Genomic DNA, 24,837 nt, shown 5'->3' with positions numbered 1-24,837 from the left:
GGCGGGGTGAGGGCCCCTCACCCCGCCCGGGTGACCCTTGGGAGCGCTTCCAGGCGGCCGGTCGGATCGGTTAGGGTAAGCGCGTTCCTCGGGTGCGGGAGCCGTCGCGCCGATGACCGGAGCCAGGGCAGCTCCGGCGCGATTCCGCACGTACCCGTTGCCGGGTCCGGCCGTCTCCACGTCGGCTCCCGGCGTCCGAACCCGGAAGGAACCGCAGATGCGCAGAAGTTACGCCGGCGCGGTCGTGTCCGCGCTGATCGTCGCCGCGGCCGTCGTGGCGGCACCGTTCACCGCGGCCGGCGCGCCCACCGCCGCAGCCGCCGCCGAGCCGTACACCTGGAAGAACGTCCGGATCGACGGCGGCGGCTTCGTCCCCGGCATCGTCTTCAACCCCACCGAGAAGAACCTGATCTACGCCCGCACGGACATCGGCGGGATGTACCGGTGGACGCAGGCCACGCAGTCCTGGACGCCGCTGCTGGACTGGGTCGGCGAGGACAAGTGGGGCTGGAACGGCGTGGTCAGCGTCGCCACGGACCCGGTGCAGACCAACCGCGTCTACGCGGCCGTCGGGATGTACACCAACGACTGGGACCCGAACAACGGCGCCATCCTCCGCTCGGCCGACAAGGGCGCCACCTGGCAGGTCACCGAGCTGCCGTTCAAGAACGGCGGGAACATGCCCGGCCGGGGCATGGGCGAGCGGCTCGCCGTCGACCCCAACCGGAACAGCATCCTGTACTACGGCGCCGAGGGCGGCAACGGCCTGTGGCGCAGCACCGACTTCGGGGCGACCTGGGCGAAGGTGACCAACTTCCCCAACGTCGGCAACTACCGGGCCGACCCGAGCGACCCGAACGGCTACAACGGCCAGAACCAGGGCCTGACCTGGGTCAGCTTCGACAAGAGCACCGGTACGGCCAGCACCGCCACGCAGACGATCTACGTCGGTGTGGCCGATAAGGAGAACCCGGTCTACCGCAGCACGAACGGCGGCGCCACCTGGGAGCGGATCGCGGGGCAGCCGACCGGCTACCTGGCGCACAAGGGCGTCGTCGACCCGGTGGGCGGCTTCCTCTACATCGCCACCAGCGACACCGGCGGCCCGTACGACGGCGGTAAGGGCGACGTCTGGAAGTTCAGCCGCGCCACCGGCGCGTGGACGCGGATCAGCCCGGTCCCGTCCACCAGCACCGACGCGTACTTCGGCTACAGCGGCCTCACCATCGACCGGCAGAAGCCGAACACCCTCATGGTGGCCACCCAGATCTCCTGGTGGCCGGACGCGATCTTCTGGCGCAGCACCGACGGGGGAGCCACCTGGACCCGGATCTGGGACTTCACCAGCTACCCCAACAGGTCCAAGCGCTACACCATGGACGTCAGCTCGGTGCCGTGGCTGACCTTCGGCAGCAACCCCGCCCCGCCGGAGGAGACCCCGAAGCTGGGCTGGATGAACGAGTCGGTCGAGATCGACCCGCACGACAGCAACCGCTTCATGTACGGCACCGGCGCCACCATCTACGGCAGCACCGACCTCACCAAGTGGGACACCGGCGGCCAGTTCACCATCAAGCCCATGGTCAGGGGCCTGGAGGAGACCGCGGTGCTCGACCTGGTCAGCCCGCCCTCCGGGGCGCCGCTGGTCAGCGCGCTCGGCGACATCGGCGGCTTCCGGCACACCGACCTGGACGCCGTGCCGCCGATGCTGTTCACCCAGCCCACCTTCACCAGCACCACCAGCCTGGACTACGCCGAAACGAAGCCGGCCGTGATGGTGCGCGCCGGCAACTTCACCGACGCGGACCGCCCCAACGACAGCCACGTCGCGTTCTCCACCGACGGCGGCGCCAACTGGTTCCAGGGCAGCGAGCCGTCCGGCGTCAACAGCGGCGGCACGGTCGCCGCGTCGGCCGACGGCAGCCGCTTCGTCTGGGCGCCGGGAGACGCCGGCCAGCAGGTGGTGCACTCGGTCGGGTTCGGCAACTCGTGGACCGCGTCGACGGGCATCCCGGCCAACGCGACGATCGAGTCCGACCGCGTCGACCCCAACAAGTTCTACGGCTTCAGCGGCGGCAAGCTCTACGTCAGCACCAACGGCGGGGCGAGCTTCACCGCCTCGGCCGCCGCCGGCCTGCCCAGCACCGGAAACGTCAAGTTCAAGGCACTGCCCGGCAGGGAGGGCGAGCTGTGGCTGGCCGGCGAGGGCGGGCTGTGGCGCTCCACCGACTCCGGGGCCACCTTCACCAAGCAGGCCGGGGTGAGCACCGCCGGCAACGTCGGCTTCGGCAAGGCCGCGCCCGGCCGGACGTACCCGGCGCTGTACCTGTTCGGCACCGTCGACGGCCGGCCCGGCGTGCACCGCTCGGACGACACCGGCGCGACCTGGGTGCGGATCAACGACGACCAGCACCAGTACGGCAACGCGGGCGAGGCACTGACCGGCGACCCCCGGGTCTACGGCCGGGTCTATCTCGGCACCAACGGCCGCGGCATCCTGGTGGCGGACCGGCTCGGCGGCACGCCCGACCCGACGCCGACCACCTCCACCCCGCCCCCGACGACGCCACCTCCGACCAGCCCACCCCCGACCACCCCGCCTCCCACGACGCCGCCGCCCACGACCCCGCCTCCCACGACGCCGCCGCCGACCAGCGGTTGCACGGCGACGTACCGGGTCACCGGCTCCTGGCAGGGCGGCTTCCAGGGCGAGCTGGTGGTCCGCAACGCCGGCAGCGCGGCGATCGCCGGCTGGACGGTGGGCTGGACCTTCCCCGACGGTCAGCAGATCACCCAGCTCTGGGGCGGCACCCACACCCAGACCGGGGCGACCGTCTCCGTCCGGAACGCCGGCTGGAACGGCGCCCTCGGTGCGGGCGCCACCGCCACCGCCGGCTTCCTGGGCAGTACGACCGGCGCGAACACCGCCCCGGCCACCGTCACCTGCACCGCCCGCTGACCGCCGCGCTCCGCCGACCGCGCACCCCCGTCCCCACCAGGGGCGGGACGTGCGCGGTCGTGCGGAGCGGCCGGCGGCCCGGGTCTCCTACCGGCGCGGACGGGCTCCGGCTGCCCGGGTCCGGTCGGCACCGCCTCCGGTTCGTGGCCGGGAGGGGAGGCGGGTTACCCGGCACGCACCGAGAGGGCCGGTGTCCCCGCAAGCCATAGGCTCGGAGCTTCGCCCGTCGAAGGAGGGATCCTCCGTGAGTCCGATCAGGACGGCCTACCTCACCGCCGCGCGTTCGGCGGTGGACCTGCTCGCCGACCCCGCCGTAGCAACCCGCTGGAACGAACCGAGCGCCCTGCCCGCGTTCGGCGTGGGGGGCCTGGCCGGCCACCTCGCCAGCCAGGTGCTCGGCGTCCCCGCCGTGCTGGCCGCAACCGTCCCCGCCGGCGACCCCGTGGGGCTGCTCGACCACTACGCGCGCGGCACCTGGCTCGGCGCCCCGGTCGACGCCACGGTGAACGTCGCCATCCGCCGCGCCGGTGACGGCCTCGCCGCCGACGGCCCGGCCGCTCTGGTCGACCGGTGCGCCGCCACGCTGCACGAGTTGACGGACGTGCTGGCGGCGGAGCCGTCCGATCGGGTGGTGCACGTCGCCCGTGGCCCGTGGTCGCTCACCCTGGACGACTACCTGGCCACCCGGCTGATGGAACTCGTCGTGCACGCGGACGACCTCGCGGTCAGCGTCGGCGTGCCCACCCCGGAACTGCCGGCCGAGACGGTTGACCCGGTGCTGACGCTGCTGGCCCGTCTCGCCGTACGCCGGCACGGGCAACCGGCGGTGCTGCGCGCCCTGAGCCGGGCGGAGCGGGCTCCGGCGAGCGTCGCCGCCCTCTGAAGCCGCTCTTCGAAGGGCCGCGAGCCTTCAAAGCAGGGCCGCTCGCCGCGGGCCGTGAGCCGCCGGCCGCGGGCCGTTGAGCCGCGAGCCTCTGATCAGGGCTGTGAGCCGCAGGTCGGTGGGCCGCTCGACGACTGGCCGCGGGACGGTGGGCCGCTCGACGGCGGGCCGCCTGTCGCGGCACGTCACCTGAGACAGGCGCGGGCCCCGGCCGACCTCGATGGTCGACCGGGGCCCGTTCGTCGCGAGCGTGTGCCGGACCGGTCAGCCGTCGAGGCCGACGGGGGAGTTGGGTCGGTCGACGTCGACGAACTCGATGTCGTCCATCGCCCGGTCGCCCCGGCTGCCGGCGGCCCGCGCGGCGGTGCCGGCGGCCCAGCCGATCGCCGCGCCGACCAGCGTGGCGCCGATCAGCAGCGTCCAGGGCAGCGCCGGCCGGCGGCCGGCCAGCGCGTCGAAGGCCTGGGTGGCCCGGCGCCGGGCCTCGTCCGCCGCCGAGCCCACCAGGTCGCCGGCCTCGTCGGCGAGACCGGAGCCGCCTCGGCGGGCCGAACGGGCGGTGTCCCGGACGCTGTCGCTGGCGGAGCTGACCGCCGAGACCAGGTGCTGCCACGCCTGGTCCGTGATCCGCTCGGGCTTGCTGCGGCGGTCCAGCAGGTTGCTTCCGAACATGGTGGTTACCTCCTCGGGGCCGAAGCCGGCGGCCATTTCGACTTCGGCGTCGCACCGGCGTGTGACGGTTCGCTCGTTTCCGCCTGTGCCCCGTGGGGCTGCTCCGCAAACCCCCGTGCTGCGGGTGCGGCGGCCCAGGTGACGCCGGCGGGCGGCGCACGGGCTCGGTGTCAGCGGACGGCGACCGCCACGGTCACGCCCCGCGCGAAGTCGTCGTCGCCGTCGTCGTCGTCATCGTCGCCCCCGCCACCGCCGAACCCGCAGGCCAGTACGAGGGCCAACAGCGCGCTGACGCCGGCCAGTGCGGCAAGTCTCCTGAGCATCGATCGTCCTCCCGGTCGCAGTCGTGTCTCCGAGCCGATGCTAGGCAGAACGGGCAAGGCCCGGGGCCGAAGCGGTACGGGCCACGCCGGGGGACCGGCTGTTGGGCGGTGCCGGCGGGAGCCGGCTACCCTGGGGCGCGACGTGTCAGCGGCAGCTGATCGTCGGTCGGACAAAACGTCAATAGTTCGGATAAGGGCGACTTGCTGTGCCCTGATCCGCGAATTGCTCATCCCGAGGGGTGGCGACCGAGGCCGTCAGAGGAATACTCTCGGTCGCGGCCCGCGTACTGATGAGGCGCCCGTCGGACGGGCGAGTGGAGGTGCTCGCGTGAGCCTGTCGATCGTGAAGTCGGTCCTGCCCGGTGGTGTCATCGAGATCGCCCCACGGGGTGAGATCGACGTCGACACCGCGTACGAGGTGCGCGAGGCGATCGCCGAGGTCCTGACCAAGGGGCGCCCCGGTCGGATCGAGCTGAACATGCGGCTCGTCACCTTCATCGACTCGGTCGGCATCAGCGCGATGGTCGCCGGCTTCCAGACCGCCGAGGTGAGCGGCGTCAAGCTCGTCGTCACCGAGCCGAGCCGCTTCGTGCACCGGCAGCTCTGGGTGACCGGCCTGCTCGGCCTCTTCGGCGCCCCCGAGCCCTACTACGCCGGCGCACCCACCCCCGAGGTCCTCCCGGGCGCCTGACCCCGCCCCCGCCGTCGTCGACGGTTCCGCTCCGGCCGCTAGGTCGGAGGCGGGCCGCTCAGGTGTCGCCGAGGCCCGACAGGTCGACGTCCGCCACCTCGGTGACCGCGCGGATCGCCGTCACCGAGGCGTACCCCTCGGCCAGCAGCGCCAGGTCGGTGCCGGGCTGCACGGCCTGCCCCGGCTCCTCCAGCGACGTGCGGACGAAGCCGTGCCCGGCCTCCGCCACCGTCATCTGCACCTGGCCGAAGGTGGCCAGCGTGCCCCGGCGCACCCCGCGCAGCCGGCCGTGCGGCAGGTCCGGAGCGTTCACGTTGAGCACGCTCTCCACCGGCCCGGCGGTGAGCCGGGGCAGCAGGTCCAGGGCGACCCGGGCGGCGGTCGGCCAGTGTCGCTCGGCGTCGCGTACCCGGGCGGCGGCGGCCACCGCGGCACCCCCGCTGGCAGCCGTGGCCTCCCCGGCCGAGAGCACGTCGAGCGAGACGGCCATCGCCCGGCAGCCGTTCGCGGCGGCGGTGAAGGCCGCACCCACCGTGCCCGAGTGCAGCACCGCGCGTCCGGCGTTCGCGCCCCGGTTGATGCCGGAGAGCACCACCGCCGGCGGCGGCCCGAAGGCGCCGTGCACGGCGATCAGCGCGATGAAGCCGGGGGAGCCGCCGACCGCGAACGCCGGCACCCCCGGCACCTCCGGCAGCGGGTGCTCGTGGACCACCACGCGCCCGTCGCGCTCCACGGCGGTCATCGCGGCGCTGGTGCCGCTCGCCTCCTCCAGCGGCGCGGCGACGACCACGTCCAGGCCCCGGTCCGCCGCCGCCCGCGCCAGCGCCTGGATGCCGGGCGCGGCGATCCCGTCGTCGTTGGTGACCAGTATCCGCAGCGTCATCGCTCGGCCGCCCGTTCGGCCAGCTCGTCGGGGCTGGTCCGCTCCTGCGGCCGGCTGCCGGCCGGTACGAGACGCACCCGGTCGACCAGGCCGGTGATCGAGTCGAGCCGGCCGGTGCCCAGGCCGTGCCGGGTCACGTTCAGCGCGCCGGCCGCCGCGCCGGTACGGATCGCGGTGCGCACGTCGCCGCCGCGCGCCACCACTGCCGCCACCCCGGCGGTCATCGAGTCGCCGGCCCCGCGCGGGTCGGCCGCCTCCAGCCGGGGCATCTCGACCTCGAAGACCTCGCCGTCGACCAGGGCGAGGGCGGGCTTGTCGGCCCGGCTCACCACCACGTTCTCGGCGCCGCCGGCGTGCAGGTCGTACAGGGCCCGGGTGAGCTGCTCCTCGTCCTCGCCGTCGGCGCGGCCGTCGGCGATCAGCTCCTCGTGGCTGACCTTGAGGAAGAAGACGCCGCTGTCCAGCACGGCGTCGAGGTGCTCGCCGCAGAGGTCGACCACCACCCGGCTGCCGTTGGCCCCCAGGTCGGCGGCGAACCGCCGGTAGAGGTCGGCCGGGACCAGGGACGGCTCGTTCGGCCCGCTCAGCACGCTGACCGAGGCGCGCAGCCCCTCGCCGAGCGCCAGGTTGTAGAGCTCGTCCAGCTCGTGCCGGCTGAGCGGCTGGCCGGGCACGTCCACGATCTCCTGCCGGGAGCCCTCGCGCCGATCGTGCACGTACCCGCCGCTGCCGGAGTCGCGGACCACCACCTTCAGGTGCACCCCCTCGCTGACCAGCAGCGGCTCCAGCACCTGGCCGATCTCGCCGCCGAGGGCGGCGCAGAGCACCACGTCGACCCCGAGCGACATCACCATCCGGGCCTGCCAGACGCCCTGCCCGCCGGGGTGCAGGTGCAGCTCCGGCGCCTCGCTGGGCTGGTCGACGGTCACCGTCAGCCGGGGCGTGGGCGCGAAGACCATCACGTGCCCGCTCATCCGTCGTACCCGTTCATGCGCCCATCCTCCGCCGGTCGACACGTGCCGTGACCATCCACCAGCTGACCGTAGTGTGGTCGGCGGCCGGGCGTCCGGACTCCGGGCGGGATCGGCGCGGCGTTGCCAGGGCGCCCGGCATGCGCGACGATCGGGCGACCACCGACGCTGGGGAGACGGCGTGCTCAGGCGAAGTTCCTTCAGCTACACCGTCCAGGCGCGCTGCTCCCTCCCGGACGCCGCGGCGCTGCTCGCCGACCCCACCCGGCAGGAGGACCTGCACCCGCTGATCGTCCGGGTCCGCCGGGTGCCGCCCCGTCCTGGCGCGCGGGCCAGCTACGACATCACCGATCGACTGGCCGCCGGGCCGGTGCGCCTGCCGATCACCTACCGGGCCGACGTCCTCGTCGACGATGCCGACGAGATCGTCACCGTGGCCCGGCAGTGGCCTGCCACCACGGTGCGCAACCACACCCGGCTGCGGGCGGAGCCCGACGGCGTGGTCCGCATCGAGGTCGAGATCACCCTCGCCGCGCCTGCGCCGCTCTTCGGCTACGCGTTCCGCCAGGCCCGCGCCGCCCACCTCGGGCTGGCCGCCCGCCTCGCCACGGCCCTCGACACGGGCCCGCCCGGGTCGCCGGCCGACTGACCGCCGGACGGTCCCGGCCGCGGTGGCCGTCGCGCCCCCGGTGACCCGCGACGGGCGGGGCACCGGGGCGCGGGCGTCAGTAGACCGACAGGTGCACGTGGTTGGTGTGGTCGCTGGACGGGTCGCCGTTGGCCCCGCTGTACGACTTCCATCCGCTGCTGGGCAGCCAGATCTGCCTGTACCAGATCACGTAGAGCACGGCGAGCCGGTCGGCGTTGCGCACGAAGTACGCCGACACGTTGTTGCCGTACGTCCGGTCGCCGCCGGTGGCGTCGCCGCCGAAGCCGCCCTTCTGGGCCGCGAAGTCGCAGGCCCGGCCCTTCGGGTGTTCGCCCGAGCCGCCGGGGCGGTAGCAGGAGACGTAGCGGGTGAAGCCCGCCGCCTTGGCCTGGTTGAGCGCGTGCAGGGTGCGCGGGGTGATGCAGCCGTTGGCGGGGGTGGGGTCGTTGACGCTGCACGACTCGCGCGGCCAGGAGCCGTCGGAGTTGCGCGGGGCCGCCTTCGCCGTCTTGCTGGAGGTGCCGCCCGGCGAGGTGCCCGCCCCCGTGGACTGCTGCCGCTGTTGCTGCTGCTCGCGGTTGGCGACCGTCAGCGCCCGCTCGGCCTGTTCCTTGCGCTTGGCCATCACGGTGACCTGCTTGCGCTGCTCCCGGATCTCGCCGTCCAGGGCGAGCTTGGTGCGGGTGGCCTGGTCCCGGGTCTCCTGGAGTTCGCGCAGGGCCCGGTCCTCCTTGGCGGCCACCGCGTCGAGGGCGGCGGCGCGGTCCATGAAGCCGTCCGGCGAGCTGCTGTTGAGCAGGGCGGACGCCACGCTGAGCCGGCCGGTGCGGTAGGCCGCCCCCGCGATCTCGCCGACCTTGGCGGTGTGCGCGGCCAGCTCGACCTCGGTGGTCTTGAGCTGCGCGGCGAGCTGCTGTTGCCGCTTGGCCGACGTGTCGAGGGCGCGCTTGGCGTCGAGGTAGCCCTTGCTGGCGGCCTCCAACTGGGCCCGCAGGGCGGGGGTGCCGCCCTCCTCGTCCTGGCCGGGGGCCGCGGCGAGCAGGCCGGCCCGGGTGGCGGCCGCCGCCGGGGCGGCGGTGACCGGGGCCACCGCGGCGCCGAGGGCGAGCATCGTGGCGATCAGGGCCGCCGTCCGGGCGGCACGTCGTCGTACAGGTGCCATCACTGGCATTCACGTGTCCTTCCGTCAGCCGCCGACCGGGTTAGCTGACGGGTTCGGGACGGAAGATCCCTACCGCTGACGCGGATGCACCCCACGAACATGGTTCCCCGGTTCGCCCCGCCGGGCGATTAGGCGGCGGCCACCGCCGGCACCGGTGGGTGCCGCCTGGCGGAGGCCGAAGCCGAGCCTACCGGTGCCGGTGTGACTGATGCAGCGCAGGTGACGGAGGGTGTACGTCCACTAGCAGTCAAATCCGGCATAAGCGCACAATACTCTCCCAGATTTAAGGTTGTCCTCATTACCACTCAACCGACCCGCAGGCCCCGCGCGACGCTCCGGGCTCGATCTGCAACGTGGCGTGCTCGATGTGGAAGTCGTCGTGCAGCGCGGCCCGGGCGGCGCCCAGCACCGCGCCGACCTCCGCGCCGGGTGCCATGGTCAGGTGGGCCGAGGCCACCTCCATGCCGGAGGTGAGCGTCCAGACGTGCAGGTCGTGCACCTCGGCGACGCCGGGCACGGCGGCCAGCCGGTCGTGCACCGCGGTCACCTGGAGGTGCTCCGGCGCGGCCTGCACCAGGATGCGCAGCGCGGCCCGCCCGAGCCGCCAGGTGCGCGGCAGGATGAACACCCCGATCGCGACCGCCACCAGCGGGTCCGCCCACCACCAGCCGGTGGTGGCGATCAGCAGCGCGGCCCCGATCACGCCGAGTGACCCCAGCAGGTCGCCGAGCACCTCCAGGTACGCGCCGTGGACGTTGATGCTCTCCTTCGCCCCGGAGCGCAGCAGCGCGAAGGCGCCGATGTTGGCGAGCAGGCCGAGCACGGCGACCACCAGCATCGGGCCGGCCAGCACCTCCGGCGGGTCGCCGAAGCGGCGCACCGCCTCGATCACGACGTAGACCGCGACGCCGGAGAGCAGCATGGCGTTGGCCAGTGCGGCCAGCACCTCCAGCCGGTAGAGGCCGAAGGTGCGCTGCGGGTCGGCGCCCGCCCGCCGGGTGGCGGCGATCGCCGCGAGCGCCATGCCGATCCCGAGCACGTCGGTGAACATGTGCCCGGCATCGCTCAGCAGGGCCAGCGAGCCCGTGCGGAAGGCCGCCACCGCCTCCACCACCATGAGGCCGGCGAGCAGCCCGAACGCCGCCCAGAGCCGGCCCCGGTGGCGGTGCGCGGCATTCGCCACCGACCCGTGATGGTGGTCATGACCTGCGCCCACGCGCCCACCCTCCGTCAGGCGTCCGGATTCGCGTTCAATCTATGCTCACATCGCTATGTATGCAAGTAACGGCGGCTCAGCCGATCGGGTCGACGGTGGTCAGCCGCTGGGTGGCCCGGGACAGCGCCACGTAGAGCGTCCGCACCCCCGACCCCGGGTCGGCCCGGATCTCGCCCGGAGCGACGAGGACGACCCCGTCGTACTCCATGCCCTTGGCCTCCAGGCTGGTCACCACCTGCAAACGCGGCGCGCCGAGCCCGCCCAGCCAGCCGGCCACCTCGTCGCGGCGCGGCACCGGCGTGATCACCCCGACCGTGCCCTCGACCTCGGCGAGCAGCGCGTCGGCCGCCGCCACGACGGCGCTCTCCAGCTCCGCCGGCGGCACCGACAGCGCGACCGGGTCGACGCCGGTGGAGCGCACCGCCCGGGGCAGCGGCAGGTCCGGGTGCAGCCGGCGGATCTCGGCCGCCGCCACCGCGAAGATCTCCGCCGAGTTGCGGTAGTTCGTGGTGAGGGTGAAGTGGTGCCGCTTGCGCCGGCCCAACGCCTGGTCCCGGGCCCGGTTCAGCTCCTCCGGATCCCCCGTCCACGCCGTCTGCGCCGGATCGCCCACCACCGTCCACGAGGCCAGCCGGCCCCGCCGGCCGATCATGCGCCACTGCATCGGCGAGACGTCCTGCGACTCGTCGACCACCACGTGCGCGTACTCCCGGTAGTCGTCCGGGCGTTCCCGCGCCGCCTCGCGGGCGGCGCGCTGCCGGTCGGCGAAGGTGCTCAGCTCGCGGACCCCGCCGGCCAGCTGGAACGGGTCCCGCTTCGCCCGGGCGGGCTTCATCGGCTTGCCGAGCAGCGCGTCCAGCTCGTCGAGCAGCGCGATGTCGGCGATCGTCAGCCCGGCGGCGTCGAGGCTGCCGTACGCGTCGGTCAGCAGCCGGATCTCGGCGCGGGAGAGGATCCCCTCGGCGTAGCGGTGCAGCCGGTCCGGACGGGCCAGCCAGCCCAGCACGTGCCGGGGGTGCAGCCGGGGCCACCACGCCTTCAGGAACTCCCGGAACTCCGGCCGCTCGGCGATCTCGTCCTCGAACGCGCGCTGCTCGGGCAGCCGGCCCACGCCCAACCTGCGGGCCTGCGCCCACAGCGCCGCGAAGACCCCGTCGAAGCCGGCCCGGCGCACCTCGTTGCGGCGGGCGCCCCGGGGCATCGCCCGGTCCCGGATGCCGTCCAGCTCGCGGCGCTCCAGCCGGAGCAGCTCGCCCCGGTAGAGCAGGCGCAGCTCGGTCGGGCCGCCCGGCACCGCGTCCCGGGCCGCCCGCTCCAGCACCCGCCGCATCCGCAGCGAGCCCTTCACCGCCGCCACCGCCGGCGGATCGGTGCGGGTGGCGGTCAGGCCCGCGAAGAGCGTGCCCAGCGAGTGCAGGGTGGCGGTGTCCTCGCCGAGCGAGGGCAGCACCGAGGCGATGTACTCGACGAAGACCGAGGACGGGCCCACCACCAGGATGCCGCCGCCGGCGAACCGGCTGCGGTCGGAATAGAGCAGGTACGCGGCCCGGTGCAGGGCGACGGCCGTCTTCCCGGTGCCCGGGCCGCCGGACACGATCGTCACGCCCGAGCCGGGGGAGCGGATGGCCTCGTCCTGCTCCCGCTGGATGGTGGCGACGATGTCCCGCATGCCCCGGCCGGTGGCCTTCGACAGCGTGGCCAGCAGCGCGCCGTCGCCGACCACCGCCATGTCGGCGGGCGCGGCGACCGGATCGAGCAGGTCGTCCTCGATCCGGGTGACCCGCTCGGCGGAGGACTGGATCGTGCGTCGCCGCACCACGCCCAGCGGCTGCGCGGGAGTGGCCTGGTAGAAGGCGGCGGCGGCCGGGGCCCGCCAGTCGACCACCAGGGTGGAGGCGTCGTCGTCGCGGATGCCGAGCCGCCCGACGTGCAGCACCTGCCGGTCGAGCAGGTCCAGCCGGCCGAAGACCAGGCCCTCGTGCTCGGCGTCCAGCATGTGCCGCCGCCGTGCGGCGTGGAACACCATCGCGTCCCGTTCGACCAGCGCCCCGAAGTTGCCCACCCGGGCGAGCCGGTAGCCCTCCTTCTCGGCGCTGACCGCCGACCGGCGCAGCTCGGCCAGTCGGGCGTACACCCGGTCGAGATGCCGCTGCTCGACGGCGATCTCCTGTTCCAGGGTGGTCTGGTCGGTCACCGCTCGCTCCTCCTGACGTCGGCGGCGGGCGGCGCGAACCGTGCGAACCGCGCCAGGCCAACCGCAAGAGGGTACGGCCCGCACGCAACCAGCGGCGCCACCGGTGCGGGAAAGGAACCCGCGTCACGCCCGCAGGGGCCCCACCGGGCCCGGTTCAGCCCGTGTCGCGCTCTCCGCCGGGCCCGGTCCAGCCCGTGCCGCGCTCTCCGCCGGGCCCGGTCCAGTCCGCCCGGGCGGCGGCGGTGGCACCGGCCCCGGGGGCGGTGAGCACGCGACGGAGCACGCCGCCGAGCGCCGCGTTGACCTCGTCGGGGCGTTCCATCATCAGCATGTGTCCGGCACCCGGGCAGACGGTCAGCTCGGTCGCCGGCAGCGCGCCGGCGATCGACTCGGCGCAGGGCGGCGGGGTGAGCCGGTCCCGGTCGCCGACCAGGGCGGCGGCCGGCAGGTGGGCCAGCCCGGCGAGGGTGTCCAGCCGGTGCTGCGCCCCGATGGACGCGCGGAACCCGCCGATCGAGCGGAGGGTGGCGCGGGCCACCGCCGAGGTGACCAGGCGGATGTCGTGCGGGTCGCAGCGGTCGCCGAAGAGCATCCAGCGGATGCTGGGACGCAGCGCGCGCAGCAGCGCCCGGGGCGGTCGCCAGGCCCCGCACCGGGCCAGCACGCCGGCCCCGGTGGTCTCGGCGAGCCGGATCAGCCGGGCGATCCGGGGCGAGAGGCCGTACGCGGTGTGCGTGTGGCCCTCGGCGGTGGTGGAGACGAAGACCAGCCCGGCCGTCCGGGCGGCGAAGTGCGCGGGGTGGCGGTGCGCGTACTCCATGATCGTCATGCCGCCCATCGAGTGGCCGACCAGCACGACACGACCGGCCGGGGCCACCTCGTCCAGCACCGCGGCGAGGTCGTCGCCGAGCTGGGCCACGGTGGCGGTGGGCAGCGCCATGCAGCTCGACCGGCCGTGGCCGCGGGCGTCGTAGGTCACCACCCGCACCGCGTCGCCGAAGCGTTGCCGCAGGTCGGCGAGCTGCCGGTGCCAGGCCCGCCCGTCCAGCGTCCAGCCGTGCAGCAGCACGACGGTAACCTCGGCGTCGGCCGGTCCAACCGCCTCGACGTGCAGGCGTACGTCATCGGGAAGACGTACCTCGACGTGTTCCGGCATCGTCACCTCCCCAGGGCCGCACGGATCCGCAACACCGGGGATACCCGGTGGTAACACCGGCTACCCGTCATGAGACCACGGCAACCGTGTCGGTGAGAAGGTTCGCAACCCGCTCCGGGCGGCCGGCGGGCCCGCCAAGCTGAGGGCATGGGGTCGCCCCGGGCCGCGCTGGCCGAGCTGCTCGCCGGCAACCGCCGCTTCGTCAGCGGCCAGCCGGTGCACGGCCACGACGTCACCGCCGCCGCGGCGGCCTCGGGCGACCAGCAGCCGTACGCGGTACTGCTCGGCTGCATCGACTCGCGGGTGCCGCTGGAGGCGATCTTCGACCAGACCTTCGGCTCGATCTGCGTGATCCGCACCGGTGGGCACGTACTGGACCGGGCGGTGCTCGGCTCCATCGAGTACGTGGTCGGTGAGCTGGGCGTGCCGCTGGTGATGGTGCTCGGGCACGAACGGTGCGGCGCGGTGGCCTCCGCCGTGGACGCGTTGCGTGGCGGGCGGTCGCCGGGCGGCGCGCTGGCCCACCTCGTCGACCAGATCGCCCCGGCGGTGACCGAGGTGGGCGTCGACGACCCCCGGGTGCACCCGATGGCGGTCCGCCGGCACGTGCTCCGTACGGTCGCCGCCCTGCGCGCCGACGGCCGGCTCGCCGTCCCGGTCGCCGCCGGCCGCCTGACGGTGGTCGGCGCCCTCTACGACCTGACCACCGGCGAGGTGACCCTGCTGGAGCCGTAGAAGCCCCCCACCCCGGTTGATCATGAAGTTGTTGTCGCGACACGCCGGGGCGGAGCGCAACAACTTCATGATCAACGAGGGTGGAGGGGGCGGGAACGCGGAACCGCCCGCCGGGGGTGCCGGCGGGCGGTTCTGGTGTCGCGTGGGTGGGGAGGGTCAGCCCTCGAAGACGCCGGCCTCGACGAGGCGCTTCTCGGTGGCGTCCCAGCCGTCACCCGGGTGGGTGGTGTTGAGGTTGTTGATCTCGGCGCGGATCTTCGCGGCGTGGCCGGCGGCGGCCAGCACCCGGATCTCCTCGACGAAGGCCTCGGAGTCGGTGCGCAGGTGCGCGGTCTTGCCGTTGGTCAGGTTCCGCACGTAGGCGTGCTTGCCGCCGTTGAGCGGGATGAGGTACTTGAACTCGCCCAGCACGCTGAGGGCGCCACCCTGGCCAGCCTGGCCGGCCCGGACTGACGCGCGCGCGGTCTTAGAGGTGTTGCTCGCCACGGAGGTACTCCTTGCAAGACGTACGGGAGGACGGAACGTCCGGGGGCTGTGCGGACGACACCCTGGTGGGTGGGCCCGCGGAAGATGTGCGCGGCACAGGCCGCCGATGGAACTGTACACGACCGCGGTCCCTGGCTGGTCACCGCGTCGTGAGGGGTCAACCGGGGTACCCGTCCGACTATTCCGACCCGCGAATTTTCCGATTCCCTGGCGCATCATCCGTCACACCAGTCATCATGTGTTCCAGCAACCACTCGGGTGGTCGAGGTCGTAGGGGAAGACGCACCTCGCTCTCCGGGAGGTCACCGTGCCAACGCGTGGCGTCGTATACGTCCACTCGACCCCGCTCGCCGTGTGCTCACACGTCGAGTGGGCGATCGCGCGCGTCCTCGCCGCGCCGGTCAACCTGCAGTGGACGGCTCAGCCCGTCGACCCCGGCGCACGCCGGGCCGAGTGCGGGTGGACCGGTCGCCCGGGGACGGGCGCCGAGCTGGCTGCTGCCCTCCGGCAGTGGCCCATGATCCGTTTCGAGGTCACCGAGGAACCGAGCCCCGGCGCCGACGGCGAGCGCTTCATGTACGTGCCCGGACGGGGCCTGTTCCGGGCGGGCGTCGGCGCGGCCGGCGACATCCAGCTCGGCGAGGACCGGCTGCGCAGCATCATGGCGGGCGCGCGGGCCCCCGAGGCCCTCGCGCACGCCCTCGACAAGGCGCTCGGCACGGCGTGGGACGCCGAGCTGGAGCCCTACCGGTACGCCGGCGACGGCGCGCCGGTGACCCTGCTCACCCGCGTCGGCTGACGCCGGGGCCCGGACCGGGGCCGACTCATCCTGGCGGGTGAAGGTCAAGTTGCCCCGATAAGGGGTGAACTGGTGGGATGGGCCGCGTGTCGACTACCCCGCGACGTGCCGGCGTCGCGTTCGCCGCTCTGACCGCACTGCTCGTCTCCGGGTGCTCCGGGCCGGCGGACCGCCGCCCCGACCCGGCACCGACGAGCGCCGCCGCCCCGACGGCCACCCCGACACCCGCCGCGAGCGTCCCCGGCACCGACCCCGCCGCCCGCGCCGCCGCCCTCGTGGCCTCGCTCGCCGACGAGGACCTCGTCGGCCAGGTGCTGATGCCGTACGCCTACGGCGACGCGGCCACCCGGGTCTCGCCCGGCTCGGCGGCCGGCAACCAGGCACTGGCCGGGGTGGACACCCCCGCCCAGATGGTCGAGAAGTACCGGCTCGGCGGGCTGATCCTGGTCGGCTTCAGCGCCGACGACCCGACCAAGGGCAACCAGGAGACGACAAACGTCGACAACCCGAAGCAGGTTCGCGCGCTCACCGACGGCCTGCGCGCGGCCGCCGGTCGGCTGCCCGCCGGGCCGGCGCCCTTCCTGATCGGCACCGACCAGGAGCACGGCGTGGTCACCCGGATCACCGACGGTGTGACCCTGCTGCCCAGCGCCCTCGCCGCCGGCGCCGCCGGACGACCGGAGCTGACCGAGGCCGCCTGGCGGGCGGCCGGCACCGAACTCGCCGCGATGGGGATCAACCTCGACTTCGCCCCCGTCGCCGACGTGCTCGCCACCCGCAGCACGGTGATCGGTTCCCGGTCGTACGGTGCGGACCCGAAGGTGACGGCGGGGCAGGTCGCGGGCGCGGTCCGGGGCCTGCAGGCCGCGGGCGTCGCGGCCACCGTCAAGCACTTCCCGGGGCACGGGCACAGCGCCGCCGACTCCCACGAGGGACTGCCGGTGCTCGACCAGCCCCGCCGGACGCTGGAGACCGGGGCGTGGCCGCCCTTCTCCGCCGCCATCGACGCGGGCACGATGGCCGTGATGTCCGCCCACCTCGACGCGCGGTCGGTGGACCCGGGCACCGCGGCGACCTTCTCGCACAAGCTGCTCACCGACGTGCTCCGTGGCCAGCTGGGCTTCCAGGGCGTGGTGATCACCGACGGGATGAACATGCCGCCGGCCAAGCGCTGGTCGCCGGGTGAGGCCGCCGTGCGCGCGCTGAAGGCGGGCAACGACCTCATCCTCATGCCGCCGAACGTCCGTCAGGCGTACGACGGGCTGCTCGCCGCGCTCCGCGACAAGTCGCTGCCCCGGACCCGCCTCGTCGAGGCCGCGACCCGGGTGCTGACGATGAAGTTCAAGCTGGCCGACCGGCCCACGCCCGAGCTGTCCACGCTGGCCGGCCCGGCGCACCGCAAGGCGGCGGAGGACCTGGCCGCGGCGGCGGTGACGGTGCTGCGGGGCGCCTGCGGCGGCGGCGTACGGGGGCCGGTGACCGTGACCGCCTCCGGCGGGCGCGAGCACACGCGGGCGGCGCTGACCGAGGCGCTCAAGGCGGCCGGGGTCAAGGTGGTGGCCGGCGGCGGCACGGTGGTGCACCTCGTCGGGTACGGCGACGGCGCCGGCGACCTGCGCGCCGACGCCGCCGTCACGGTCGCCATGGACACCCCGTACGTGCTGGCGAAGGCCAAGTCGCCGACCCTCCTGGCGACCTACTCCTCCAGCCGGGTGTCGATGACCGCCCTCGCCGGGGTGCTGGCCGGCAAGACCCGACCGGGCGGCCGGTCCCCGGTGCCGGTGACCGGCCTGTCCGCCACGACCTGCGGCGCCTGAGCCGCGTCAGTCCCGGTTGATCCGGGCCGACTGCTTGACCAGCTGGTACGCCGGCAGCAGCTCCACGGGGTCCGAGGTGTCCAGGCTCAGCACGATCGGACCGTAGAGGGAGGAGATCGCGATGGCCCGGTCGTGGACCGTGCCGCCGTCCTCCTTGGGGTAGCTCGCCTCGACGGCGTCGACGGTGCCGGCCTTCACCCGCCGGTACTCCGCGTCCGCGGCCTCCGGCGAGTAGGCGTCGAGGAAGTACTTGAGGTGCTCCTGTGCGCCGCCGGCGACCCCGTCGACCCGCCACACCCGCAGGAACCCGGTGGAGCCGGTCGGCCGGGCGTTGATCTCGCACAGCATGAGGGCCTTGCCGAGGCGGGGCTCGCCGAACTTCGCCGAGCCCTTCACCGCCTCGACCTTCCACCTCGCCGGCACCGAGAAGGTGACCGGCAGCTCGCAGGGCGTACCCTTGCCGCCCACCGTGGTCCCGGCGGGAGCCGCCACCACCTCGTCGTGCCAGGGCGGGCCGGGGGTCACCGTCGAGGCGGTGACGCTCGGCGAGGCCGACGGGGAACCACCGGCCGACGGCGCCTCCTTCCCGTCGGCGCAGCCGCCGGTCAGTCCGATGGTGAGCACCGCGAGCACGGCGGCGCGGGTACGACGTTGCATGGTGTCCATTCCCCGTTGACGACGAGAGCCGGCTCATCAAAGCGGCGCGGGGCGGCGGCGTCAATCCGGTTGATCTACGGTGCCGCGCGCAGGGCGGCCACCAGCCACTCCACGGCGGGCACCGCGGGCGGGAACGGGGGCCGCCGGTTGAGCACCCCGATCAGCTGCCAGTACCGCTCCACCTGCCGGTCGGTGAAGGTCGCGATGCCGTCGGCGAGCGCGAGCCGTTCGGCGCGGGACAGCCCCGGGTCCACCATCTCGTCGAGCACCGTCCGCGCCCGCCCGGAGTCCGGGGCGATCCCGGCGGCGAGCGCGGCGCGTGCCGGCTCGACGGAGGGCATCGCCGGCGGCGGGGACGTCGCCGCCGCCCCGGCCACCGCCATCGCCCGTACCCGAAGCCGGAAGGCGGGGTCGGCGACCAGCCCGGCCAGCTCGACCCAGGCGTCCACCTCCTCGTCGGTGGGCTCGTCGGGCAGGTCGGCGGGGAGCGTCCGCATCGCCCGGGCCAGCCCGTCGCCGCCGGGACCGGGCTCCACGCCACCGAAGACCTCGGCGACGAACTCGTCGATGATCCGTTGCCGCTCGCGGGCGGAGAGGCGGGCCAGGTCGTTCATCAGTCTCAACTCCTCGGTCGTGCTGCCACGTCGGGCGACCGACCGCAACACCGCCCGGCGCAGCCGCAGGGTGCGGATCTCCGCGTCCAGGGCGCGGCTGTGCGCCAGGGCCACCTCCCGGACGCTCGTCCGCCGCTGGAGGATCCGGCGGACGTCGTCCAGGCCGATCCCCAGCTCCCGCAGGCTCCGGACGAGGTCCAGCCGGGCCACGGCCGCCGCGTCGTAGAGGCGGTAGCCGCCGGTGGACCGGGCGGTGGGCGGGAGCAGGTCGAGGTCGGACCAGAAGCGGATCGTCCGGACGGACAGGCCGGTCCGGCGGGCGAGTTGCCCGATGGTGAACAGGTCGGTGCGGTCGGCCACGTCGACAAGCCTCCTGTCTCCAGCCGCTGGAGGGTCAAGCGGGAAAACCGGGTCGCCCTCGGCCGTCCCACCTGGCACCCTGTGCGCCCATGGGGACAGCAGAGGGTTTCGCGTACGTCGAGCGGCCGGACGGCACGGTCGTGATCACCCACCACGGCCGGGCGGCGGGCACCCTGCGCGGCGGCCGGGCGGCGGAGTTCCTCGCCGAGGTCGACGGCGACCCGCAGCTCGTGATGGCCCGGTGGACCGGCAACTACCGCCGGGGCAACGAGCGGACCGCCCGTCAGCACCCCCGCAACCGGGGCTGAACGACGCGCAAGGGCCCGCGCTCGTGCTGAGCGCGGGCCCCACGACGGTCTGTGCGGCTACAGCGGGATGTTGCCGTGCGCGCCCCGGGCCGCCGGGGCGGCGGCGAGGGCTTCGGCGATGCGGCGGCGGGTCTCGGCCGGGGTGATCACGTCGTCGACGACGCCGATCTCGAGGGCCCGGTTGACGCCGCCGGCGATACGGGTCTGCTCCTCGACGAGCTGCGCGCGCAGCGCCTCGCGCTCCTCGGCCGGGGCGGCGGCGAGCTTCTTGCGGTGCAGGATGTTGACGGCGGCGCCGGCGCCCATCACCGCGACCTCCGCGTTGGGCCAGGCGAACACCGCGGTGGCACCCAGGGAGCGGGAGTTCATCGCGATGTACGCCCCGCCGTAGGCCTTGCGGGTGACCAGGGTGACCCGGGGCACGACGGCCTCGGCGAAGGCGTGCAGGAGCTTCGCGCCCCGGCGGACGACGCCGTCCCACTCCTGACCCAGGCCGGGCAGGTAGCCGGGGACGTCGACCAGGACGATCAGCGGTACGCCGAGGGAATCGCACATGCGCACGAACCGGGCGGCCTTCTCGGCGCTGGAGGCGTCCAGACAGCCGCCCAGGCGCAGCGGGTTGTTCGCGATCACCCCGACGGTACGCCCGGCGAAGCGACCCAGGGTGGTCACGACGTTCGGCGCCCACTTGGCGTGCAGTTCCACCCCGGGGGCGTCCAGCAGCGCCTTCACCACCGGCTTCACGTCGTACGCCCGGTTCGTCTCGACCGGCATCTTCGCCGTCAGGTCGTGTCCCCCCTCGTCCTGGGCGGACACGTCGTCGGGCGACAGGCGCCCCTGCCGGCCGAGCAGCGCGGCGAGCTTGCGCGTCTCGGCCAGCGCCGTCTCGTCGTCGGCGCAGGTCACGTGGACCACCCCGGAGCGGCGGCCGTGCGGCTCGGGCCCACCGAGGCGGGCCATGTCGACCTGCTCTCCGGTGACGCTGCGGACCACCTCCGGGCCGGTCACGAAGATCCGACCCGCACCGCTCATCACCACGATGTCGGTCAGCGCCGGCCCGTACGCGGCGCCACCGGCCGCCGGGCCCAGCACCGTGGAGATCTGCGGCACCCGCCCCGAGGCCCGCACCATCGCCGCGAACACCTGACCCACCGCGTCCAGGGCGACCACGCCCTCGGCCAACCGCGCACCACCCGAGTGCCACAACCCGATCACCGGCACCCGCTCCCGCACCGCGGTGTCGATCGCGTCCACGACGTGCCGGCACCCCTCGGTGCCCATCGCCCCGCCCATCCGCGTCGCGTCCGTGGCGTACGCGACGACCGGCGAGCCCTCGACCTCACCGCGCGCCCACAGCACACCCGAGGTGTCCCGTGGCACCGACAGCCGCAACGAACCGGCGTCGAACAACGCCCGGAGCCGAACCTCCGGATCCCGATGGTCCGCGACGGACGAGGTGTCCACGCCAACGGCGGTGGTGGTCACGTGAGCCTCCATGGCTGTGGTCTCAGGCCCGCGTGAAGACGAGAGCCACGTTGTGCCCGCCGAAGCCGAACGAGTTGTTCAGCGCGGCGGGGATGTCCATGTGGCGCGCCTCGTTGGCGGCCACGTCCAGGGTGAGCCCGTCGTCGGGGTCCTCCAGGTTGATCGTCGGCGGTACGACACTGTCGCGGATCGCCAGGATGGTGGCGATCGACTCCAGCGCGCCCGCCGCGCCCAGCAGGTGACCGGACATCGACTTGGTCGAGGTCAGCACCGGGTGGTCACCCAGCGCCGCGCGCAGCGCGGTGATCTCCGCGACGTCCCCGACCGGGGTCGACGTGGCGTGCGCGTTGACGTGCACGATGTCCGCCCTGGCGACGCCCGCGTCCGCGATCGCCTTCGCGATCGCCCGGATCGCGCCCTCGCCCTCCGGGTGCGGCTGGACGATGTCGTAGCCGTCGGAGGTGAGTCCGGCGCCGGCCAGCCGGGCGTAGACCCGGGCGCCCCGGGCGGCGGCGTGCTCCGCCCGCTCCAGCACCACGATGCCCGCGCCCTCACCCAGCACGAAGCCGTCGCGGCCCTTGTCCCACGGCCGGGAGGCCCGCTCCGGCTCGTCGTTGCGGGTCGACATCGCCCGCATCGAACTGAACCCGGCGATCGGCAGCTGGTGGATGACCGCCTCGGTGCCGCCGGCCACCACGACGTCGGCCCGGCCGGCACGGATCATGTCCATGCCGAGCGCGATCGCCTCGGCGCCGGTCGCGCAGGCGCTGGCCACCGAGTGCACCCCGGCCTTCGCGCCCAGCTCCAGCCCCACCCAGGCGGCGGGGCCGTTCGGCATCAGCATCGGGATCGTGTGCGGGGAGACCCGCCGCGGGCCCGACGCCTCCAGGATGTCGTCCTGGGCGAGCAGCGTCAGCGCGCCGCCGATGCCGGAGCCGACGCTGACGCCCAGCCGCTCCGGGTCCAGCCCGGAGTCGGCCAGGCCGGAGTCCGCCCAGGCCTGCTGCGCCGCGATGATCGCGATCGCCTCGGACCGGTCGAGCCGGCGGAGCTTGACCCGGTCGATCAGGCCGGTCGGCTCGACCGCGAGCCGGGCGGCGATCCGGACCGGCAGTTGCTCGGCCCACTCCTGGGTGAGCGGACCCACCCCGGAGCGGCCGGCGAGCATGGCGTCCCAGGTCGACGCGACGTCCCCGCCCAGCGGGGTGGTCGCGCCGAGCCCGGTGACGACGACGTCGGTGTGAGCCATGATCAGGACTGCGCCTCGATGTAGCTGACGGCGTCCCCGACGGTCTTCAGGTTCTGCACCTCGTTGTCCGGGATCTTGACGCCGAACTTCTCCTCGGCCGCCACCACGACCTCCACCATGGAGAGCGAGTCGACGTCCAGGTCGTCGGTGAAGGACTTCCCCTCGGCCACGTCGTCCGGGTTCACCCCGGCAACCTCTTCGAGGATCTCGGCGAGGCCGGCGGTGATCTCGTCACGGGTCATTGCGGTTGGTTCCTCTCATCGTGGATCATTCGACGGCCGACGACGCCGACCGTCACTCCCCGGCGCAGCGGCCGGAGGGGCTTTCAGGGGCAGCGGACGACCTGACCGGCATAGGTCAGGCCACCGCCGAAGCCGAAGAGCAGCACCGGGGCGCCGGAGGGCACCTCCCGCCGCTCGACCAGCTTGGACAGGGCCAGCGGCACGCTCGCCGCCGAGGTGTTGCCGGACTCGACGATGTCCTTGGCGATGATCGCGTTCGGGATGCCGAGCCGCTTCGCGATGCCGTCGATGATCCGGGCGTTGGCCTGGTGCGGCACGAAGGCCGCCAGCTCCGACGGGTCCACCCCGGCGCGCTCGCACGCCTGCCGGGCCAGCGGCGCCAGCTCCGTCGTGGCCCAGCGGAAGACCGACTGCCCCTCCTGCTGGATGGACGGGCGCCAGCCCTCGATGCGTACCGCGTCGCCCTTTTCCGGCACCGAGCCCCAGACCACCGGGCCGACGCCGGCGGGCTCGCCCTCGCCGACGGCCGACACCACGGCGGCCCCGGCGCCGTCGGCGAAGATGATGCAGGTGGAGCGGTCCGTCCAGTCGACGATGTCGGACAGCTTCTCCGCGCCGATGACCAGGGCGTTGCGCGAGGCGCCGGCCCGGATGGCGTGGTCCACGGTGCCCAGCGCGTACGCGAAGCCGGAGCAGGCCGTGTTGAGGTCGAACGCCCCGGGCGCGGTGATGCCGAGCTTGGCGGCGACCCGGCAGGCCACGTTCGGGCTGCGATCGGCGGAGCTGCACGTCGCCACCACGACCAGGTCGATGTCGGCGGCGGTGAGCCCGGAGTTGGCCAGTGCCTTGCCGGCGGCGGCGGCGGCCATGTCGGCGACCGTCTCACCGTCGGCGATCCGCCGGGTGACGATGCCGACCCGGTCCCGGATCCACTCGTCGCTGGTCTCGACCAGTTGGGCGATGTCGTCGTTGGTGACCACGCGGGAGGGCTGGTAGTGCCCCATCGCGACGATCCGACTGCCGGTCATCAGAGCTGTCCTTCCGTTCGCGACTGCGGGACTCGCAGGACCGGCTCATTCCTCGCGCTCACACGTGACCTCCGATGCGGACGAGCGGTTGGCCCGGCGCGACCGGGTCGTCGTGGTGGGCGAGCCACTCGGTGAGCACACCGCTGCCGTGGGCGGTCACCTCGACCGGGCCCTGCCGGGTGGCCACGTGGCCGACGACCTGGCCGGCGCGGAGCGTGTCGCCCTCGGTGAGCTCCCGTGCCGGCTCGAAGGTGCCGGCCGACGGGGCCACCACCACGCGGAAGTGCATGGTCGGCTCGTGGCCCGGCGCCATGCCGTGCCGGGCGATCAGGTCCCGGGCGGCGGGCAGGTCGTCCGGGGTGTTCAGGGTGACCACCTCGGGGGCCCCGGCCCCCTTCAGCTCCCGCTTGACCAGGCCTGCGAGGGTGCCGGCCGGGGGCAGCTCGATCACGCCGGTCACCCCGAGGTCGGCCAGGGTGCGCATGCAGAGGTCCCAGCGCACCGGCGCGGTGACCTGGCGGACCAGGCGCTGCACCATGTCGCGCCCGTGGTTGACCGCGGCCCCGTCGAGATTCGACAGCAGGATCCGGGCCGGGTCGCTCGGGGTGATCCCGGCGGCCACGGCGGCCAGCGCCGTCTCGGCGGGGGCCATGTACGGCGTGTGGAAGGCGCCGGCCACCTTCAGGCGGATCACCCGGGCCTTGGCCGGCGGCTCGGCGGCGAGCTTCTCCAGCCCCTCGACGGAGCCGGCGGCGACGAACTGGCCGGCGCCGTTGCGGTTGGCCGGGTGCAGCCCGTGCGCGACGATCGAGGCGAGCACCTCGTCGGGGTCCCCGCCCAGCACGGCGGCCATCCCGGTCGGCTCCAGGGCGCAGGCCGCGGCCATCTCCCGCCCGCGTACGCCGGCCAGGGTGATCGCCGCCTCCGCCGGGAGCACCCCGGCGAGCGCCGCCGCGCCCAGCTCGCCGACGCTGTGGCCGACGGTGAGCGTGACGTCGTACATCGGCAGGTGCTCGGCGGCCAGCAGCGCGGCGGCGACCAGCAGCGGCTGGGTCCGCGCGGTGTCCCTGATCTCGTCCGCGTCGGCGGCGGTGCCGAGGTGCACCAGGTCGACCCCGGCCAGCGCCGACCACCAGCGCAGACGTGCTTCGGCGCCGGTGAGGTCCAGCCAGGGAGTCAGGAAGCCGGGTTTCTGGGAACCCTGGCCGGGCGAGAGTACGGCGAGCACTCCTATGACTCTCCCGGATACGCGCGGGTAGCGCTGTGCCGCCCTCGACCAAACCGCACTAGAACCTTTG

At 74.2% G+C, this 24,837-nt stretch carries 23 protein-coding genes, 1 pseudogene and 1 riboswitch; of the genes and pseudogenes, 8 read left to right on the top strand and 16 right to left on the bottom strand.

The window, feature by feature from the left end; translation table 11 throughout:
- Positions 1-217: 217 nt before the first annotated feature.
- Together OG989_RS30880 and OG989_RS30875 are read left to right on the top strand one after the other, a co-directional pair.
- Positions 218-2,959 carry a cellulose binding domain-containing protein gene (locus OG989_RS30880; RefSeq protein WP_327029251.1) on the top strand — a complete coding sequence of 914 codons (2,742 nt, stop codon included), beginning with the start codon at positions 218-220 and terminating at the stop codon, positions 2,957-2,959.
- A gap of 244 nt (positions 2,960-3,203) precedes the next feature.
- Complete coding sequence (locus OG989_RS30875) at positions 3,204-3,842, top strand: maleylpyruvate isomerase N-terminal domain-containing protein (protein WP_327029250.1); 639 nt, start codon at positions 3,204-3,206, stop codon at positions 3,840-3,842.
- A gap of 264 nt (positions 3,843-4,106) precedes the next feature.
- On the opposite strand, the gene OG989_RS30870 is transcribed toward OG989_RS30875, so the two are convergent.
- Together OG989_RS30870 and OG989_RS30865 are read right to left on the bottom strand one after the other, a co-directional pair.
- Positions 4,107-4,514 (bottom strand): hypothetical protein, encoded by a 408-nt coding sequence (locus tag OG989_RS30870; RefSeq protein WP_121400322.1) that lies wholly within the window; start codon positions 4,512-4,514, stop codon positions 4,107-4,109.
- 170 nt (positions 4,515-4,684) lie between these two features.
- A complete protein-coding gene (locus OG989_RS30865) occupies positions 4,685-4,837 on the bottom strand; it encodes a hypothetical protein (RefSeq protein ID WP_192581635.1) in 153 nt (50 codons plus the stop codon).
- A gap of 328 nt (positions 4,838-5,165) precedes the next feature.
- On the opposite strand from OG989_RS30865, the gene OG989_RS30860 reads away from it, so the two are divergent.
- Complete coding sequence (locus tag OG989_RS30860) at positions 5,166-5,528, top strand: STAS domain-containing protein (RefSeq protein ID WP_088998998.1); 363 nt, start codon at positions 5,166-5,168, stop codon at positions 5,526-5,528.
- 58 nt (positions 5,529-5,586) lie between these two features.
- Here the strand turns inward: OG989_RS30860 and surE are convergent, their stop codons facing one another.
- On the bottom strand, positions 5,587-6,411 hold the full coding sequence (surE, locus tag OG989_RS30855) for a 5'/3'-nucleotidase SurE (RefSeq protein ID WP_327029249.1): 825 nt from the start codon (positions 6,409-6,411) through the stop codon (positions 5,587-5,589).
- The gene (locus tag OG989_RS30850; RefSeq protein ID WP_192581522.1) at positions 6,408-7,385 is read right to left on the bottom strand and encodes a 1-phosphofructokinase family hexose kinase; all 978 of its coding nucleotides are present in this window, start codon (positions 7,383-7,385) and stop codon (positions 6,408-6,410) included. The genes surE and OG989_RS30850 overlap by 4 nt, the downstream gene beginning before the upstream one ends.
- A 178-nt stretch (positions 7,386-7,563) precedes the next feature.
- Between OG989_RS30850 and OG989_RS30845 the strand changes: the two genes are divergently transcribed.
- Positions 7,564-8,031 (top strand): SRPBCC family protein, encoded by a 468-nt coding sequence (locus OG989_RS30845; protein ID WP_327029248.1) that lies wholly within the window; start codon positions 7,564-7,566, stop codon positions 8,029-8,031.
- Positions 8,032-8,107: 76 nt separating this feature from the next.
- Here OG989_RS30845 and OG989_RS30840 read toward each other — a convergent pair whose 3' ends face one another.
- From OG989_RS30840 to OG989_RS30825, 4 genes and pseudogenes are all read right to left on the bottom strand, one after another.
- The gene (locus OG989_RS30840; RefSeq protein ID WP_327029247.1) at positions 8,108-9,193 is read right to left on the bottom strand and encodes a coiled-coil domain-containing protein; all 1,086 of its coding nucleotides are present in this window, start codon (positions 9,191-9,193) and stop codon (positions 8,108-8,110) included.
- Positions 9,194-9,206: 13 nt separating this feature from the next.
- Positions 9,207-9,338: riboswitch (cyclic di-AMP (ydaO/yuaA leader) on the bottom strand.
- Positions 9,339-9,491: 153 nt separating this feature from the next.
- Positions 9,492-10,409, bottom strand: coding sequence for a cation diffusion facilitator family transporter (locus OG989_RS30835; protein WP_151456406.1), 918 nt, complete (start codon positions 10,407-10,409; stop codon positions 9,492-9,494).
- Between the two features lie 76 nt (positions 10,410-10,485).
- The gene (locus OG989_RS30830) at positions 10,486-12,603 is read right to left on the bottom strand and encodes a HelD family protein (RefSeq protein WP_327029246.1); all 2,118 of its coding nucleotides are present in this window, start codon (positions 12,601-12,603) and stop codon (positions 10,486-10,488) included.
- A gap of 250 nt (positions 12,604-12,853) precedes the next feature.
- Positions 12,854-13,759, bottom strand: a pseudogene (locus tag OG989_RS30825) (alpha/beta fold hydrolase); the annotation flags it as partial.
- A 147-nt stretch (positions 13,760-13,906) separates the two neighbouring features.
- Between OG989_RS30825 and OG989_RS30820 the strand changes: the two are divergent.
- Positions 13,907-14,494 (top strand): carbonic anhydrase, encoded by a 588-nt coding sequence (locus OG989_RS30820; protein WP_327029245.1) that lies wholly within the window; start codon positions 13,907-13,909, stop codon positions 14,492-14,494.
- Between the two features lie 156 nt (positions 14,495-14,650).
- Here OG989_RS30820 and OG989_RS30815 read toward each other — a convergent pair whose 3' ends face one another.
- Complete coding sequence (locus tag OG989_RS30815) at positions 14,651-14,980, bottom strand: hypothetical protein (protein WP_074313395.1); 330 nt, start codon at positions 14,978-14,980, stop codon at positions 14,651-14,653.
- 307 nt (positions 14,981-15,287) lie between these two features.
- Between OG989_RS30815 and OG989_RS30810 the strand changes: the two genes are divergently transcribed.
- Positions 15,288-15,779 carry a DUF3145 domain-containing protein gene (locus OG989_RS30810; protein ID WP_327029244.1) on the top strand — a complete coding sequence of 164 codons (492 nt, stop codon included), beginning with the start codon at positions 15,288-15,290 and terminating at the stop codon, positions 15,777-15,779.
- A gap of 77 nt (positions 15,780-15,856) precedes the next feature.
- Positions 15,857-17,596 (top strand): glycoside hydrolase family 3 protein, encoded by a 1,740-nt coding sequence (locus tag OG989_RS30805; RefSeq protein WP_327029243.1) that lies wholly within the window; start codon positions 15,857-15,859, stop codon positions 17,594-17,596.
- 6 nt (positions 17,597-17,602) lie between these two features.
- Here the strand turns inward: OG989_RS30805 and OG989_RS30800 are convergent, their stop codons facing one another.
- On the bottom strand, positions 17,603-18,253 hold the full coding sequence (locus tag OG989_RS30800) for a lipoprotein (protein ID WP_151456440.1): 651 nt from the start codon (positions 18,251-18,253) through the stop codon (positions 17,603-17,605).
- 74 nt (positions 18,254-18,327) lie between these two features.
- Positions 18,328-19,227 (bottom strand): helix-turn-helix domain-containing protein, encoded by a 900-nt coding sequence (locus OG989_RS30795; RefSeq protein ID WP_327029242.1) that lies wholly within the window; start codon positions 19,225-19,227, stop codon positions 18,328-18,330.
- An 89-nt stretch (positions 19,228-19,316) separates the two neighbouring features.
- Here OG989_RS30795 and OG989_RS30790 point away from each other — a divergent pair, with 89 nt between their 5' ends.
- Positions 19,317-19,535, top strand: coding sequence for a hypothetical protein (locus tag OG989_RS30790; protein ID WP_151456438.1), 219 nt, complete (start codon positions 19,317-19,319; stop codon positions 19,533-19,535).
- A gap of 57 nt (positions 19,536-19,592) precedes the next feature.
- Here the strand turns inward: OG989_RS30790 and OG989_RS30785 are convergent, their stop codons facing one another.
- From OG989_RS30785 to OG989_RS30765, 5 genes are all read right to left on the bottom strand, one after another.
- Positions 19,593-21,032 (bottom strand): acyl-CoA carboxylase subunit beta, encoded by a 1,440-nt coding sequence (locus OG989_RS30785; protein WP_327029241.1) that lies wholly within the window; start codon positions 21,030-21,032, stop codon positions 19,593-19,595.
- A gap of 10 nt (positions 21,033-21,042) precedes the next feature.
- A complete protein-coding gene (gene fabF, locus OG989_RS30780; RefSeq protein ID WP_327029240.1) occupies positions 21,043-22,269 on the bottom strand; it encodes a beta-ketoacyl-ACP synthase II in 1,227 nt (408 codons plus the stop codon).
- Between the two features lie 2 nt (positions 22,270-22,271).
- The gene (locus OG989_RS30775; RefSeq protein ID WP_007072348.1) at positions 22,272-22,511 is read right to left on the bottom strand and encodes an acyl carrier protein; all 240 of its coding nucleotides are present in this window, start codon (positions 22,509-22,511) and stop codon (positions 22,272-22,274) included.
- Positions 22,512-22,594: 83 nt separating this feature from the next.
- The gene (locus OG989_RS30770) at positions 22,595-23,539 is read right to left on the bottom strand and encodes a beta-ketoacyl-ACP synthase III (RefSeq protein WP_151456435.1); all 945 of its coding nucleotides are present in this window, start codon (positions 23,537-23,539) and stop codon (positions 22,595-22,597) included.
- Positions 23,540-23,597: 58 nt separating this feature from the next.
- Positions 23,598-24,767, bottom strand: coding sequence for an acyltransferase domain-containing protein (locus tag OG989_RS30765; protein WP_151456434.1), 1,170 nt, complete (start codon positions 24,765-24,767; stop codon positions 23,598-23,600).
- Positions 24,768-24,837 lie beyond the last annotated feature (70 nt).

The sequence above is a fragment of the Micromonospora sp. NBC_01740 genome (genome assembly GCF_035920365.1).
GTDB lineage: Bacteria > Actinomycetota > Actinomycetes > Mycobacteriales > Micromonosporaceae > Micromonospora > Micromonospora reichwaldensis.
The sequence above is the reverse complement of the archived record's forward strand: the minus strand, read 5'-3'. Positions and strand labels throughout refer to the sequence as shown.